This is a genomic window from Bradyrhizobium sp. 930_D9_N1_4 (assembly GCF_052076015.1).
In the GTDB taxonomy this organism is placed as follows: domain Bacteria; phylum Pseudomonadota; class Alphaproteobacteria; order Rhizobiales; family Xanthobacteraceae; genus Bradyrhizobium.
Genome location: NZ_CP197236.1, coordinates 1,893,301 through 1,907,354, shown reverse-complemented (window position 1 = coordinate 1,907,354; position 14,054 = coordinate 1,893,301). Strand labels below are relative to the sequence as shown.

At 63.7% G+C, this 14,054-nt stretch carries 16 protein-coding genes; 9 read left to right on the top strand and 7 right to left on the bottom strand.

The window, feature by feature from the left end; all coding sequences use genetic code 11:
• Window positions 1–7: 7 nt before the first annotated feature.
• Window positions 8–745, bottom strand: coding sequence for an SDR family oxidoreductase (locus tag AB7532_RS08880; RefSeq protein WP_441234425.1), 738 nt, complete (start codon window positions 743–745; stop codon window positions 8–10).
• A gap of 160 nt (window positions 746–905) precedes the next feature.
• Here AB7532_RS08880 and AB7532_RS08875 point away from each other — a divergent pair, with 160 nt between their 5' ends.
• Window positions 906–1,370: a winged helix-turn-helix transcriptional regulator gene (locus tag AB7532_RS08875; protein ID WP_441234424.1), complete on the top strand. Its 465-nt coding sequence runs from the start codon at window positions 906–908 to the stop codon at window positions 1,368–1,370.
• A 98-nt stretch (window positions 1,371–1,468) separates the two neighbouring features.
• Here the strand turns inward: AB7532_RS08875 and AB7532_RS08870 are convergent, their stop codons facing one another.
• Window positions 1,469–1,627 carry a hypothetical protein gene (locus tag AB7532_RS08870; RefSeq protein WP_441234423.1) on the bottom strand — a complete coding sequence of 53 codons (159 nt, stop codon included), beginning with the start codon at window positions 1,625–1,627 and terminating at the stop codon, window positions 1,469–1,471.
• A gap of 22 nt (window positions 1,628–1,649) precedes the next feature.
• A complete protein-coding gene (locus AB7532_RS08865; protein WP_441234422.1) occupies window positions 1,650–2,024 on the bottom strand; it encodes a PRC-barrel domain-containing protein in 375 nt (124 codons plus the stop codon).
• 163 nt (window positions 2,025–2,187) lie between these two features.
• On the opposite strand from AB7532_RS08865, the gene AB7532_RS08860 reads away from it, so the two are divergent.
• The 5 genes from AB7532_RS08860 to AB7532_RS08840 all read left to right on the top strand — a co-directional run bounded on the left by AB7532_RS08860 (window position 2,188) and on the right by AB7532_RS08840 (window position 5,310).
• A complete protein-coding gene (locus tag AB7532_RS08860) occupies window positions 2,188–2,739 on the top strand; it encodes a DUF4142 domain-containing protein (protein WP_441234421.1) in 552 nt (183 codons plus the stop codon).
• Window positions 2,740–2,832: 93 nt separating this feature from the next.
• The gene (locus AB7532_RS08855) at window positions 2,833–3,831 is read left to right on the top strand and encodes an SDR family oxidoreductase (RefSeq protein ID WP_441234420.1); all 999 of its coding nucleotides are present in this window, start codon (window positions 2,833–2,835) and stop codon (window positions 3,829–3,831) included.
• Window positions 3,832–3,896: 65 nt separating this feature from the next.
• Window positions 3,897–4,481, top strand: a complete 585-nt coding sequence (locus tag AB7532_RS08850) for a phosphatase PAP2 family protein (protein WP_441234419.1) — start codon at window positions 3,897–3,899, stop codon at window positions 4,479–4,481.
• The gene (locus AB7532_RS08845; protein ID WP_441234418.1) at window positions 4,478–4,825 is read left to right on the top strand and encodes a DUF3147 family protein; all 348 of its coding nucleotides are present in this window, start codon (window positions 4,478–4,480) and stop codon (window positions 4,823–4,825) included. Before AB7532_RS08850 ends, AB7532_RS08845 begins: the two co-directional genes overlap by 4 nt.
• Window positions 4,825–5,310 carry a hypothetical protein gene (locus AB7532_RS08840; RefSeq protein ID WP_441234417.1) on the top strand — a complete coding sequence of 162 codons (486 nt, stop codon included), beginning with the start codon at window positions 4,825–4,827 and terminating at the stop codon, window positions 5,308–5,310. Before AB7532_RS08845 ends, AB7532_RS08840 begins: the two co-directional genes overlap by 1 nt.
• 148 nt (window positions 5,311–5,458) lie before the next feature.
• On the opposite strand, the gene AB7532_RS08835 is transcribed toward AB7532_RS08840, so the two are convergent.
• Window positions 5,459–5,617: a hypothetical protein gene (locus AB7532_RS08835; RefSeq protein ID WP_441234416.1), complete on the bottom strand. Its 159-nt coding sequence runs from the start codon at window positions 5,615–5,617 to the stop codon at window positions 5,459–5,461.
• A gap of 172 nt (window positions 5,618–5,789) precedes the next feature.
• Between AB7532_RS08835 and AB7532_RS08830 the strand changes: the two genes are divergently transcribed.
• Window positions 5,790–6,026, top strand: coding sequence for a hypothetical protein (locus tag AB7532_RS08830; RefSeq protein WP_441234415.1), 237 nt, complete (start codon window positions 5,790–5,792; stop codon window positions 6,024–6,026).
• A 143-nt stretch (window positions 6,027–6,169) separates the two neighbouring features.
• Here AB7532_RS08830 and AB7532_RS08825 read toward each other — a convergent pair whose 3' ends face one another.
• From AB7532_RS08825 to AB7532_RS08815, 3 genes are all read right to left on the bottom strand, one after another.
• Complete coding sequence (locus AB7532_RS08825) at window positions 6,170–6,376, bottom strand: hypothetical protein (protein ID WP_441234414.1); 207 nt, start codon at window positions 6,374–6,376, stop codon at window positions 6,170–6,172.
• Between the two features lie 80 nt (window positions 6,377–6,456).
• Entirely contained in the window at window positions 6,457–6,588 is a 132-nt protein-coding gene (locus AB7532_RS08820) for a hypothetical protein (protein ID WP_441234413.1), read from the bottom strand.
• Between the two features lie 119 nt (window positions 6,589–6,707).
• Window positions 6,708–6,902 carry a hypothetical protein gene (locus AB7532_RS08815; protein ID WP_441234412.1) on the bottom strand — a complete coding sequence of 65 codons (195 nt, stop codon included), beginning with the start codon at window positions 6,900–6,902 and terminating at the stop codon, window positions 6,708–6,710.
• A gap of 95 nt (window positions 6,903–6,997) precedes the next feature.
• Between AB7532_RS08815 and AB7532_RS08810 the strand changes: the two genes are divergently transcribed.
• Both AB7532_RS08810 and AB7532_RS08805 read left to right on the top strand, forming a co-directional pair.
• Window positions 6,998–7,510 (top strand): DUF4142 domain-containing protein, encoded by a 513-nt coding sequence (locus tag AB7532_RS08810; RefSeq protein WP_441234411.1) that lies wholly within the window; start codon window positions 6,998–7,000, stop codon window positions 7,508–7,510.
• A gap of 237 nt (window positions 7,511–7,747) precedes the next feature.
• A complete protein-coding gene (locus tag AB7532_RS08805; RefSeq protein WP_441234410.1) occupies window positions 7,748–14,044 on the top strand; it encodes a HAMP domain-containing protein in 6,297 nt (2,098 codons plus the stop codon).
• The last annotated feature ends 10 nt before the right edge of the window (window positions 14,045–14,054 follow it).

Here is a 14,054-nt window from a genome sequence, read left to right as displayed (position 1 = left end):
GCCGCGGTCACCATTTCTCTCCGAACGGGCGGATCTCCATCTCGAAGGTCCAGGCGCTCTTCGGCTGCTGGTAGAGCTGCCAATAGGAGTCGGCCACGGCCGATGGCGGCATCAGCAGATCGGGATTGTCGAGCGCGTTCGGGCCGAGCGCCTCGAGCCGGCGCTGCCGCACCCATTCGGTGTCGACGCCGGAATCGATGATGAGATGCGCGACATGGATGTTCTTCGGCCCGAGCTCGCGCGCCATCGCCTGCGCCACCGCGCGGAGGCCAAACTTGGCGCTGGCAAAAGCGGCAAAGCCGCTGCCGCCGCGCAAGCTCGCGGTCGCGCCTGTGAAGAAGATCTTGCCGCCGCCGCGCGGGAGCATCAGCCGCGCAGATTCCCGGCCCGCGAGAAAGCCGGAATAGCAAGCCATCTCCCAGACTTTGCGGAAGACGCGCTCGGTGGTGTCGAGAACCGGGAAATTGACGTTGGCGCCGACGTTGAAGATGCAGACTTCGAGTGGTGCGTGCTTGTCGGCGTCGTTGAGGAAGGAGATGACCTCCTCCTCCTTCCGCGCATCGAGCGAGCGTGCATGGATCTCGCCGCCGGCGGCCTCGATATCCTTCACCAGCGGCGCCAGCTTGTCGCCATTGCGACGACCGGCAAAAACCGTGAAGCCTTCAGCGGCAAATTTCTTGGCGATCTCGGAGCCGATGAAATCGCCGGCCCCAATGACGGCGGCTGTCGCGTTTCGCTTGGGCAAGGTCGCCTCCTCCGGTGAATGGTGTGATTGGGAGGAAGGCTATAGTTCTAAAATAGAACTGTCAAACTTTGAGGCCAAATGCTAGGCTGTCTGACAAATAGCACTGATCATTCAAGTCAGTTCCTTTTTCTGACTTACTATGCTTGCCGGAGACCGGATCATGAAATGGGACACGCTGGACGAGGAGCCGTGCTCGCTCTCCCGCACCGTCGCCGTGGTCGGCGATCGCTGGACGCTGCTGATCCTGCGCGAATGCTTTTTGCGGGTGCGCCGGTTCGAGGCCTTCCAGTCCTCGCTCCAGATTACGCGGCATCTTCTCTCGGAGCGGTTGAAGAAGCTGGTCCGCTTCGGCATTTTACGCCGGGTCCCCTATTCCGAGGCGCCAAAGCGCTACGAATACATCCTGACGCAGAAGGGCCTCGACCTTTACCCGATCATCATGGCGATGGTGCATTGGGGCGACACCCACATGGGCGACGAGCGCGGCCGCCCGCTGCTGCACGAACACAAGAATTGCGGCAAGCAGTTCGATCCCGTCATGGTGTGCTCGGAATGCGGGGAGCCGCTGCATGCCAGGCAGGTGCATGTGCATCCGGGGCCGGGGCGGAAGGAGGCGGTGGGCTGAGCCGCAACCCCGTCATTGCGAGCGAAGCGAAGCGACGATTGCTTCACTACGCTCGCAATGACGAAAACCCTCAATGCCCCCGCGCCGCCCCGATTTGCTCAGTGCGTCTTGGTCTCTTGCCACTTTTCAAGATCGGGCTTCGCCTCGCCCGACTTCTGCTCTTTCTCCGGATTACCCTTCCAGGGCTTGTCGGTCTGGGTATGCGAGCCCCAATCGTTCTGATTGCGGGGATCGTCCGTCGGCCGTTCCTTGCTCATCGAATCTCCTTTCGCGAAGCGCCTATGCGAAGGGAACGCCGTAATAGGTATTGATGCCGCGGGTCGCCGCGTCATCGCCCCAGTTCCAATCGCTGCGTTCGCCGTATTTCGGCGCACCCTCAAGCGACTTCGCCGTGATGCCGGTGACATAGCCGCCGAGATCCGTGTCGTATTTCAGCGACTGCCAGGGCAACGGATAGTGATCGTTGCCAAGACCCAGAAAGCCGCCGAAGCCGAGCACGGCGTAGGACACCTTGCCGCTGACCTTGTCGATCATCACGCGTTCAATCGAGCCGATCTTGCTGCGATCGGCCCCATAGACCGAGGTTCCCTCGACCTTGTCACTGCCGATCAGTCGGCCCATCTCGCTGCGATCCAGTTCGCCTTGATTCAACATCTCGATCCTCCTCTCAGCCAATGTGAATAACCAACTGGACCTTGAGGCGATCGTTCCCCCGCACCGGCCGCAATCCGACCGACTAGGAACCTCGGTCCTGGCGCGTGGTTGGTCGGCGCACCCGCGCGGCAAGCAGCCGCGGCCCCAATCCGGAGGACCGACCATGAAACGTACCGTCATCGCCCTTGCTTGCACGCTTCTCGCAGGCCCCGCGCTCGCCCAGTCGCTGGGAGAAAAGACCGGCGTCAACTCGGCGCTCGGCGTCGCGCCTGCGACGGCCGACTTCGTCAAGGAGGTCGCTGTCAGCGACATGTTCGAGATCGAGTCGAGCAAGCTCGCCGTCCAGAAGGGCAATGCGCGGGAAAAGACCTTCGCGCAGCAGATGGTCACCGATCACACCAAGACCAGCAGCGAGCTGAAGGGCCTGGTCGGCGACGGCAAGGTGCAGGCGACGCTGCCCACGGCGCTCGACAGCTCGCATCAGAGCAAGCTCGACAAGCTCAAGAATGCTTCAGGCAAGGATTTCAGCTCGGACTACAATTCCTATCAGGTCAGCGCCCATGAGGACGCGGTCTCGCTGTTCGAGCGCTACGCGAAGGGCGGCGACAATGCCGCGCTGAAGGACTGGGCCGGCAAGACTCTGCCGGCGCTGAAGCACCACCTCGACATGGCCAAAGAGCTTGGCAAGGCGCCGAGCGTCGGGCAGTCGAAGTAAGCATCCTGCGAGGACGCCGGCCCGCCCGGCGTCCTCTCGTTAGCAACGATGCTCCTCTCCGCTTGTTGAGACAATCAATTCGCGGAGACCATCATGGCGCAGGACAAAACCCCGATATCCCGCCGGCAAATCGTCCACGCAGCGAGCGCCACGCTCGCTGCGGCTTCGCTGGCGTCATCGACAGCGAAAGGAAACACTGACATGCCCGAGCAGGACCTCATCGATCCCGTCACACGCTATCCGAAGCCGCCGTTCAAGAAACAGTCGCAGCCCTGGCCGGGCCTTGCCGGCCAGATGGAGCCGCGCCCGGATCATGGTGAGACCAGCTACAAGGGCTCGGGACGCCTTGCCGCCCGCAAGGCGCTGATCACCGGCGGCGATTCCGGCATGGGTCGCGCCGCCGCGATCGCTTACGCGCGCGAAGGCGCCGACGTCGCCATCAACTATCTGCCGGCGGAAGAGCCGGATGCGCAGGAGGTGATCGCGCTGATCAAAAAGGAAGGACGCAAAGGCCTTGCGATCCCCGGCGACCTCAAGGATGAGGCCTTCTGCAAGAAGCTGGTCGAGCAGGCGGTGCAGGGCCTCGGCGGGCTCGATATTCTCGTCAACAACGCGGCACGGCAGCAGACCCGCGCCTCGATCCTCGACGTCTCGTCGGAGGACTTCGACGCGACCATGAAGACCAATATCTACGCGCCGTTCTGGATCATCAAGGCGGCACTGCCGCATCTCAAGCCCGGCTCCTGCATCATCGGCACGACATCCGAGCAGGCTTACGACCCCTCGCCGGATCTTTACGATTACGCACAGACCAAGGCGGCGACGATGAATTATGTGAAGTCGCTGGCGAAGCAACTGGCGTCGAAGGGCATCCGCGTCAACGGGGTCGCGCCGGGGCCGATCTGGACGCCGCTCCAGGTCTCCGGCGGCGCCACGATGGAGAAGCTTGAAAAGTTCGGCGGCATGACGCCGCTCGGCCGTCCCGGTCAACCCGTCGAACTGGCCTCGATCTATGTTCAGCTCGCCGCGACTGACGCGAGCTATGCGACCGGCCAGGTGTATGGCTCCGCAGGCGGATCGGGACAGCCGTAGGAACGATCGTCGTCATCAGGTCGTTACAAAATCGTCATGGAGAACAGCTCGCCGATTTTCGACCGATGGCGCTTGTAACAGTCAAACCAACGCAGATCGATGTCGCGATCGCGAACGGGATCGCGGATCATACCAATCCGGAGCTCGAGCAGACCGCCGAGGCGCTGACCTGGGGCGCGGACGAGCATGTTCTGCTCGCCCTCGCCGCCGCGGGTTGGCTCTACACCCGGCTGCGACCTGCGGAAGAGCGCCGCACCGCCAATCACGTGCTGGCGGTTTCGATTGCTACGGCGATGCTGCCGCATATTCTGAAATCCGTGTTTGACCAGATCAGGCCCGACCGGCTGACCGTTCGCGGCCACCGCCGCGGCATCCCGTTCTCCGGACGGCCCCGTGACGCCTTCCCGTCTGGCCATGCCGTGCACATGGGCGCACTGGCATCCGCGGCCGGCTTGCTGCCACCGGCCCGGCGCCGCTTCGTCCGCGTCCTTGCGGCAGGCCTCTCGCTGACACGCGTCGCGCTGCTTGCGCACTGGGCCAGCGATGTCGTCGCAGGTTTTACTCTCGGCATTCTCGTCGAACGGATGCTGAGGCCGTGGACGCTGACAAGGCCGGCCCGCAGGCCGTCAGATCAAAGAGCCCGGTCATGACCGAATATGTCCTGCGCTTCATCGCCGGCGGCGTGATCGTGTCCATCTTCGCAATCCTCGGCGATATGCTGCGACCCAAGAGCTTCGGCGGCCTCCTCGGCGCCGCGCCATCGGTCGCGCTGGCCACACTTGGCATGGCGGTGGTCCAGCACGGCCCGCAATACGCCGCCGCCGAAAGCTGGACCATGATCTACGGCGCGGTTGCTCTCGCCTGCTACAGTCTCGCCGTCTGCCATCTCCTGGTGAGGTTTCGGCTTGCGGCGCTGCCCGCCACCATGATCGCCTTTGTCGTCTGGCTCGCAGTCGCCTTCGGCCTGCTCGTGAGTCTTGGAGGAGCAGCCTGATGCTGGTCAAGCTGTCATCATCGACGTTCAAGCAGACGCGCTGGTACGAATATGGCGTCCGCTTCCTGCTTGGCGGCTTCGCGACGGTTTTCGCAGGCATCGTCGGCGCGCGCTTCGGTGTCTCCACCGGCGGTCTCTTCCTCGCGCTCCCCGCCATCTTCTGCGCCAGCGCAACGCTGATCGAGAGTCACGAGCGCCGCACCAAGGAGAAGGCCGGTCTCAATGGACGGAGACGCGGGCAACAGGCGGCGGCCCTGGACGCTGTGGGGGCCGGCCTTGGAAGCATCGGCCTCGCAGCGTTCGCCGCCACCTTCTACGTCATGATATCGACAAGCGTTGTCGGCGCATTCGCGATTGCAATTCTGGCTTGGGCCATCGTTGCCGTGTCGGCGTGGTGGCTCAGGCGGAAGCTTCGCATCACCTCTCATCGCAAACAGCCCGAGGGCTGGCCGCGCTCAGCGAGCCGCCGCGGCCACGTTCCTTAGCGTCAGAAAGCCGTGCATCTCTGCGGCAATCTGCAGTTGCTCGATGCGCGTCGCGACAGAATCCCGCTGCAAGCCGTCGGGCAGGCCTGCCATCTCATGCTCAAGCCGCAGCCTCTGCGCGTCGAGACGTTGTTCGAATGTGTGTGGTTCAGACCGTTTTCGCATCTTCTGTCCTCGGTGGTTGCAGGCCGGAGCTGTTGGCCCAGCGCTCGACCTGTTCAATGACCTTCTGGTGGCTCGACCTCATTGGCTTGGGCCCTTCGAGCTCCTCGGAAAGCCTGCGGGGTAACCTGACTTCGTCCGTCATGGCCTATCTCCCTTTCCAAGATAATGCGCCTCCGCAAAAGTAGTTTCAATATAACTTATTGATTTTACTAGTGTTTCCTACTAATTTGGAGACGTTGAGGATTCTTGTGGAACTCCAGTCGAGTTTGCTCGTTGAGTAAACTACTCAACCTACTCAAACTACGTGATTGACCATGAACGATCTTCGCGCCGAGCGCCTGCAGGTCATGCTCTCGCCAGAAGAGTTGGCCGCAGTGGACGATTTCCGGTTCAAGCATCGCATGCCGACGCGTGCCGCCGCGGTTCGCGAGTTGCTCAAGTTCGGGCTGGCTTCCGTGGGCGTCGATGCGCTGGCCGGCTCGAAGTCCAGCAATTTCGGGGTGTTCGGCCGCGGGCCTGAGGGGCACACCGAAGGCAGCAACGAAGACTGACCGACACAGGCCTCACATCGCCAAACGGCCCCGGCACGGTGGGTGCCAGGGCCGTCCTTGGAGATTGCTTCCGGATCACCGGGGGCATGACAACCGGAAGCAATCTATCGACTCATCGCGCGTGGAATCGTTCCTCGCGCCTGTTAGCCGCTTGGTGCAGCGCCGGAATCATCCGGCGTCATGCCGGAGCCCGGCGTCTTGCTGTCGTCGTTCAGCTTCGGATCGCGCGTTGCTTCACGCGACGCCGAGCCCTTGGGATCCGTCTTGTGCACGGCCTGCGCACGCTGCTTGTCGCGCGGCTGCTCCTCTGCACGCTTGTCCTTGACGATGCCGTGGTCGGAATGCGCCATGATATCCTCTCGCTTGTCGTGATGTCTCGAAGCGGTTACGCGCCGGCACAACGAATGTTCCAGTGCGAGAGGCCGCAGCGCTAACTATGCACCGCGTGGATCGCAGCCGACGCATTTTCCAGATGCACCTGCCGCACCGTCGTCACGGTCGCGAACGCCACCGAGACGCCGAAGGCGAGAATGAATGAGAGAAGTGCCAGACGTGGAGCCATCGCAAAACCTCCTTCTGGAAACGACAAACCAACGCGATCGACTGTTCCTGTATCCTGCTAGATTGGTCGCTCACCATCCGTGAGCGGTCTCACACGCAGCTTCACGACAACGAGACTGCTCACGCATCCTGCGTTTGGAGGACGCGCACTTTCACCGGCGGGATTTCACCATCCAGCCAGTCCTGCTCGTTCGCCAGTGCCGTCCAGGCATTCGCCATACGTGAATAGCGATTATGGGCGGGCTGCCCTTCCGCGCGCTCGGCGAGCTGAAGGCAATTGTCGGCATTGTCCCTGAAGATGTCAGACTGTTTCATCAGGAAGATTTGGGGACGGAACTCTCGGGCCGCAACCGCCCTTACCGGATCTTAACGTCCGGGGAACTTCGCACGCCATCGGTCATTGGAAAGAGATGCGGATTCTTGTCGTCATCATCCTGGCCTTTTTCGGCACCGCGGCGCTTGCCGACAGCAACGGCGAACGTGCGCCAGCTGAACCTGCGCCGACCGCAACCGATGTCATCACCGGCCTTTACACATTCAGCCGCTTCCAGCAGGGCCTGCTCGAGAGCACCGACCTGAAGGGCAATGCGGAGGTGAAGAACCTCGCCGCCCTGCGCGCCGAAGAGGCCGCCAAGCGGGACGGCGCCCTGAAGCAGATTCAGGACGCGATCGGCACCGAGTCACGCGTCGGCAAGACAGCGCTCGCCAGCGCAAACCTTGCTGAGCCGGAGGATGCCGATGGGCCGACCTATGTCAGGCGCTTCTACGCTGCGCAGGTCACCGAATACGAGTCCGTCATCCTCCTGCTCGAGCGCTACCTGCGGGGACCCGACAATGCCGCGCTCACCACGTTCGCGCGCGAGCAATTGCCGATCCTGCGGACGCAGCTGAGGGACGCCGAGCGGACCATGGCGGATAAATAGGCACCTGCCTTTCCGGGCCATCGCCGGACAACCGGCCTCAAGCCCCACCGGCCCGCAAAAAAATCCCGGAACCGCATGGAACCATTTGCGGCCATTGCGGTTATCTGTGCCGGGCTGAGCAAAGCAGGTTCCATCCGAGTGTCGCACGTTGGCGCTTGATTTCGAATTTGGCTGACGCTCTATTTTGAACAGTCGCGTCACGCCTTGGATTCGGCCGACGCCTGCGGGGGAATGAGTATGAGCGACCTCGATTCCGGAGCTTCATCAAGGTCCGGTCGTCGCGTCCCGAAACCAAAACCCAACGGCACGTCAGACCCCGATTCCCGGCAGGAATTGTTGCTGGCCCTCCAGGCGATGCGCAGCGGTGACTTTTCCGTGCGGATGAGCAGCGACTATCTCGGCATCGACGGCAAGATTGCCGACACTTTGAATGAAATCATCGCCGCCAACCAGCGCATGGCGCAGCAGCTCGAACTGGTCGGCCAGGTGGTCGGGCGTGAGGGCAAGACCCGCCAGCGCGTGAAGTTTGGGCTTGCGAGCGGCTCCTGGGCCGACATGGAAGGCTCCGTCAACACGCTGATCGACGATCTCTTGTGGCCGACGCGCGAAGTGACGCGCGCCGTCGCGGCCGTGGCGCAGGGCGACCTGCTCCAGACCGTCAAGCTCGACGTCGACGGCCGCCCGCTCCGCGGAGAATTCCTGCAGTCGGCGACCATCGTCAACACCATGATCAAGCAGCTCGGCGTATTCACCTCCGAAGTGACGCGCGTGGCGCGCGAGGTCGGCACCGAAGGCAAGCTCGGCGGCCAGGCCCAGGTGCCGGAGGTGACCGGCGTCTGGAAGGATTTGACCGAGAGCGTCAACTCGATGGCGAACAATTTGACCAACCAGGTTCGCAACATCGCGGAGGTGACGATCGCGGTCGCCAACGGCGACTTGTCCAAGAAGATCACCGTCGACGTCCGCGGCGAGATCCTTCAGCTCAAGGAAGCCATCAACACGATGGTGGATCAGCTGCGCTCCTTCGCCTCCGAAGTGACGCGCGTGGCGCGCGAGGTCGGCACCGACGGCAAGCTCGGCGGCCAGGCCATCGTGCCCGGCGTCGCCGGCACCTGGAAGGACCTCACCGACTCCGTCAACGCGATGTGCGGCAACCTCACCGCACAGGTCCGCAACATCGCCAACGTGACCACCGCGGTGGCGCGCGGCGACCTCTCGCGCAAGATCACGGTGGATGTCCGCGGCGAAATCCTGGAGCTGAAAGACACCATCAACACGATGGTGGACCAGCTCAACTCGTTCGCTTCCGAAGTGACCCGCGTCGCGCGCGAAGTCGGCACCGAAGGCAAGCTCGGCGGCCAGGCGCAGGTGCCGGGCGTCGCCGGAACCTGGAAGGACCTCACCGACAACGTCAACTTCATGGCGTCGAACCTGACGGCACAGGTCCGCAACATCGCCGACGTCGCCACGGCCATCGCCGGCGGCGACTTGTCGAAGAAGATCACGGTGAACGTCTCGGGCGAGATCCTTCAGCTGAAGGAAACGCTCAACACCTGCGTGGACCAGCTCAACGCCTTCGCCGGCGAAGTCACCCGCGTCGCGCGCGAGGTCGGCACCGAAGGACGCCTCGGGGGCCAGGCCAACGTGCTCGGCGTCGCCGGCACCTGGAAGGATTTGACCGAGAGCGTCAACTCAATGGCGTCGAACCTGACTGCGCAGGTCCGCAACATCGCCGAGGTCACGACGGCGGTCGCCGGCGGCGACTTGTCGAAGAAGATCACCGTGGACACGCGCGGCGAAATCCTGGAGCTGAAGGACACCATCAACACCATGGTGGACCAGCTCAACGCCTTCGCCGGCGAAGTCACGCGCGTGGCGCGCGAGGTCGGTACCGAAGGCAAGCTCGGCGGCCAGGCCGTCGTGCGCGGCGTCGGCGGCACCTGGAAGGATTTGACGGACTCCGTCAACTCGATGGCCTCGAACCTGACCGGCCAGGTGCGTAACATCGCCGAAGTCGCGACCGCGGTCGCCAAAGGCGATTTGTCGAAGAAGATCACCGTGAACGTGTCGGGCGAAATCCTTCAGCTGAAGGAAACGCTCAACACCATGGTGGACCAGCTCAACGCCTTCGCCGGCGAAGTCACCCGCGTCGCCCGCGAGGTCGGCACCGACGGCAAGCTCGGTGGCCAGGCCGGCGTGCCCGGCGTCGCCGGCACCTGGAAAGACCTGACGGACTCCGTGAACTCGATGGCGGGCAACCTCACCGCCCAGGTCCGCAACATCGCCGAGGTCGCGACCGCGATCGCCGGCGGCGACCTCTCGCGCAAGATCACGGTGGACGTCCGCGGCGAGATCCTTCAGCTCAAGGACACCCTGAACACGATGGTCGACCAGCTCAACCGCTTCGCGGGCGAGGTGACGCGCGTGGCGCGCGAGGTCGGCACCGAAGGACGCCTCGGCGGCCAGGCCAACGTGCCCGGCGTCGCCGGCACCTGGAAGGATCTCACTGACAGCGTCAACTCGATGGCGGGCAACCTCACCGCCCAGGTCCGCAACATCGCCGAGGTGACCACGGCGGTGGCGCGCGGCGACTTGTCCCGCAAGATCACCGTGGACGTGAAGGGCGAAATCCTCGAGCTCAAGAACACCATCAACACCATGGTGGACCAGCTCAATGCCTTCGCCGGCGAAGTCACCCGCGTGGCGCGCGAGGTCGGCACCGAAGGCAAGCTCGGCGGTCAGGCTGAAGTGTCCGGCGTTGCCGGCACCTGGAAGGATCTCACCGACAACGTCAACTTCATGGCCTCGAACCTGACGGCCCAGGTCCGCAACATCGCCGAGGTCGCGACCGCGATCGCCGGCGGCGACCTGTCGAAAAAGATCACGGTGGACGTGCGCGGCGAAATCCTGCTGCTCAAGGACACCTTGAACACCATGGTGGAGCAGCTCCGCTCCTTCGCCGCCGAAGTGACGCGCGTGGCGCGCGAGGTCGGCACCGAAGGTCGGCTCGGCGGTCAGGCCGTCGTGCCCGGCGTCGGCGGCACCTGGAAGGACCTCACCGACAACGTCAACCTGCTCGCGGCGAACCTTACCACGCAGGTCCGCAACATCGCCGAAGTCACCACGGCGGTCGCGCGCGGCGACTTGTCCCGCAAGATCACCGTGGACGTGAAGGGTGAAATTCTCGAGCTGAAAAACACCATCAACACCATGGTGGACCAGCTCAACGCCTTCGCAGGCGAAGTCACGCGTGTCGCCCGCGAAGTCGGCACCGAAGGCGAGCTCGGCGGCCAGGCCCAGGTGCCTGGTGTGGCCGGCACCTGGAAGGACCTCACCGACACCGTCAACTTCATGGCGGCGAACCTCACCGAGCAGGTTCGCGGCATTGTCAAGGTGGTGACCGCCGTTGCGAACGGTGATTTGAAGCAAAATCTCACCGTGAAGTCGAAGGGCGAGGTCGCAGCGCTCGCCGACACCATCAACAACATGACCGAGACGCTCGCGACTTTCGCCGACCAAGTGTCGTCGGTCGCGCGCGAGGTCGGCGTCGAGGGCCGCCTCGGCGGTCAGGCCGACGTGCCTGGCGCGGCCGGCACCTGGAAGGACCTCACCGGCAACGTCAACCTGCTGGCGGCCAACCTCACCTCGCAGGTCCGCGCGATCGCGGAGGTCGCGACCGCCGTGACCAAGGGCGACCTCACCCCGTCGATCCAGGTCGATGCCCGCGGCGAGCTCGCCGAGCTGAAAGACAACATCAACACGATGATCACGAATCTCCGTCTGACGACGGACGTGAACACCGAGCAGGACTGGCTGAAGACCAACCTCGCCAAATTCACCAACATGCTTCAGGGCCAGCGCGATCTCGCCACGGTCGGCCGGCTGCTGCTGACCGAATTGTCGCCGCTGGTGAACGCCCATACAGGCGTGATCTACCAGGTCGAAAACGAGGACAGTCCGCAGCTTCTCCTGCTCGCCTCCTATGCCGGCGACGGCATCTATCCCTACCAGCGCGTGCTGCCACTCGGCGACGGCCTGATCGGACAATGCGCCCTCGACCGACGGCCGCGCGTCATCGCCGATATTCCCCCCGATGTTGTGCCGATCAACTCCGCGCTGTTCCGCGTCGCGCCGAAAAATCTCGTCGTGCTGCCGGTGCTGTTCGAAGGACAGGTCAAGGCGGTGATCGAGCTGGCCTCGCTGACATCGTTTACGACCTCGCAGATGACGTTCCTGGAACAGCTCACCGACTCCATCGGCATCGTGCTCAACTCGATCGAGGCGACGATGCAGACCGAAGGCCTGCTCAAGCAGTCGCAGCAGCTGGCCGGCGAGCTCCAGACCCAGCAGCGCGAATTGCAACAGACCAACGACCAGCTCGAGCAGAAGGCGCAGCAGCTCGCCGAACGCAACGTCGAAGTCGAGCGCAAGAATCAGGAAATCGAGCAGGCCCGCCGCGCGCTCGAGGAAAAGGCGACCGAGCTCGCGCTGACCTCGAAATACAAGTCCGAATTCCTCGCCAATATGAGCCACGAGCTGCGCACGCCGCTGAACTCGATCCTGATCCTGGGACAGCAGCTCACCGACAATCCGGACGGCAATCTCTCCGGCAAGCAGGTCGAATTCGCCCGCACCATCCACGGTGCCGGCACCGACCTGCTCAACCTCATCAGCGACATCCTCGATCTCTCCAAGATCGAGTCCGGCACGGTGACGGTCGACGCCGAGGAGATCCTGACCGCGAACCTGCTCGATACCGTCGGGCGGCCGTTCCGGCACGAGGCAGAGAACCGCGGCCTGTCGTTCAAGATCGACGTCGATCCGAACCTCGCGCGCAGCATCGTCACCGACTCCAAGCGCCTGCAACAGGTTCTCAAGAACCTGCTCTCCAACGCCTTCAAGTTCACCGCCGAAGGCGAGGTGCGCCTGAAGGTCGCCGCCGCGGTCGGCGGCTGGGGCACGGATCACCCGGTGCTGAACTCCGCGCCGGCGGTGATCGCGTTCGAAGTGTCCGACACCGGCATCGGCATTCCCCTGGAGAAGCAGAAGCTCATCTTCGAGGCGTTCCAGCAGGCGGATGCCGGCACAAGCCGCAAATACGGCGGCACCGGACTTGGTCTTGCAATCAGCCGCGAGCTTGCAGGCCTGCTCGGCGGCGAAATCCATCTGCGCAGCGCGCCGAGCAAGGGTTCGTCCTTCACGCTCTATCTGCCGCTGAAATATTCCGGCCCGACGCTCGCCCCACGTCCTGCGCCCGCGCCCCAGCAACACGGCCAGCCCCAGGCGCTGCAAATGGCCGCGCCCGAGCTACCGCGGGTCATCGAGCAAATTCCCGACGACAGGCTCAGTCTCGAGCCCGGCGACAGCATCCTGCTCATCGTCGAGGACGACCCGCACTATGCGCGCATTCTGGTCGATCTTGCGCGCGACAAGGGCTTCAAGGTGCTGGTTGCCGCGCGCGGCGCCGAAGCACTCGAGCTTGCCAAGCAGTACCAGCCGCGGGCCGTCTCGCTCGATGTGTTCCTGCCGGACATGCTGGGCTGGACGGTGCTGAGCCAGCTCAAGCACAATCCGCTGACGCGGCACATCCCCGTGCAGATCATCACGCTGGACGAGGACCGTCAGCACGCGCTGGCCCGCGGCGCATTCTCCTTCGTCAACAAGCCGACCACGACCGAGGGCGTCTCGGCTGCATTGACCCAGATCAAGGAATATGCGCGGCCACGGCGCAAGCGGCTCCTGATCGTGGAGGACAACGAGGCCGAGCAGCTGTCGATCCGCGAGCTGCTGCATCACGACGACATCGAGATCATCACGACCGATACCGGTGCCGGCGCACTCTCGACGCTGCGCGAAGCGCCCTGCGATTGCGTGGTGCTCGACCTCAGGCTGCCCGACATGAGCGGCTTCGAGGTACTGGACCAGATCCGCAACGACGAGGCGCTGTCGAATGTTCCGGTGGTGGTCTTCACCGGCCGCGAGCTCTCGGCGGAAGAAGACGCGGAACTTCACACCATGGCGCGCAGCATCGTGGTCAAGGGCGTGGAATCGCCGGAACGCCTGCTCGACGAGACCGCCTTGTTCCTGCATCGCGTGATCACGGAACTGCCGGTCGAGAAGCAGCGCATGCTGGAGAAGCTGAACAGTTCCGACGAGGATTTGATCGGCAAGACCGCCCTGCTCGTCGACGACGACGCCCGCAACATCTTTGCGCTGTCCAGCGTGCTGGAACGGCGCGGCATGAAAGTGCTGACGGCCACGACCGGCCGCGAGGCCGTGACGCTGGTCGAATCCAACCCGGAGATCGCCATCGTGCTGATGGACATCATGATGCCGCAGATGGATGGCTATCAGACCATCGGCGTCATTCGCGAAAATCCGGCCTTCGCCCGCCTTCCGATCATCGCGCTGACCGCCAAGGCGATGAAGGGCGACCGCGAGAAATGCCTGGAAGCCGGCGCGTCCGACTACCTCGCCAAACCCGTCAACACCGATCAATTGCTGCTTGCGATCCGCATGTGGCTGCACCGCTGAGGTTGGATCC

What these genes read in the sequence shown, in the direction of transcription:
- AB7532_RS08875 (WP_441234424.1), top strand. Translation starts at nt 906, where the DNA reads ATGAAATGGGACACGCTGGACGAGGAGCCGTGCTCGCTCTCCCGCACC.
- AB7532_RS08870 (WP_441234423.1), bottom strand. Translation starts at nt 1,627, where the DNA reads ATGAGCAAGGAACGGCCGACGGACGATCCCCGCAATCAGAACGATTGG.
- AB7532_RS08865 (WP_441234422.1), bottom strand. Translation starts at nt 2,024, where the DNA reads ATGTTGAATCAAGGCGAACTGGATCGCAGCGAGATGGGCCGACTGATC.
- AB7532_RS08860 (WP_441234421.1), top strand. Translation starts at nt 2,188, where the DNA reads ATGAAACGTACCGTCATCGCCCTTGCTTGCACGCTTCTCGCAGGCCCC.
- AB7532_RS08855 (WP_441234420.1), top strand. Translation starts at nt 2,833, where the DNA reads ATGGCGCAGGACAAAACCCCGATATCCCGCCGGCAAATCGTCCACGCA.
- AB7532_RS08850 (WP_441234419.1), top strand. Translation starts at nt 3,897, where the DNA reads ATGGCGCTTGTAACAGTCAAACCAACGCAGATCGATGTCGCGATCGCG.
- AB7532_RS08845 (WP_441234418.1), top strand. Translation starts at nt 4,478, where the DNA reads ATGACCGAATATGTCCTGCGCTTCATCGCCGGCGGCGTGATCGTGTCC.
- AB7532_RS08840 (WP_441234417.1), top strand. Translation starts at nt 4,825, where the DNA reads ATGCTGGTCAAGCTGTCATCATCGACGTTCAAGCAGACGCGCTGGTAC.
- AB7532_RS08835 (WP_441234416.1), bottom strand. Translation starts at nt 5,617, where the DNA reads ATGACGGACGAAGTCAGGTTACCCCGCAGGCTTTCCGAGGAGCTCGAA.
- AB7532_RS08830 (WP_441234415.1), top strand. Translation starts at nt 5,790, where the DNA reads ATGAACGATCTTCGCGCCGAGCGCCTGCAGGTCATGCTCTCGCCAGAA.
- AB7532_RS08825 (WP_441234414.1), bottom strand. Translation starts at nt 6,376, where the DNA reads ATGGCGCATTCCGACCACGGCATCGTCAAGGACAAGCGTGCAGAGGAG.
- AB7532_RS08820 (WP_441234413.1), bottom strand. Translation starts at nt 6,588, where the DNA reads ATGGCTCCACGTCTGGCACTTCTCTCATTCATTCTCGCCTTCGGCGTC.
- AB7532_RS08815 (WP_441234412.1), bottom strand. Translation starts at nt 6,902, where the DNA reads ATGAAACAGTCTGACATCTTCAGGGACAATGCCGACAATTGCCTTCAG.
- AB7532_RS08810 (WP_441234411.1), top strand. Translation starts at nt 6,998, where the DNA reads ATGCGGATTCTTGTCGTCATCATCCTGGCCTTTTTCGGCACCGCGGCG.
- AB7532_RS08805 (WP_441234410.1), top strand. Translation starts at nt 7,748, where the DNA reads ATGAGCGACCTCGATTCCGGAGCTTCATCAAGGTCCGGTCGTCGCGTC.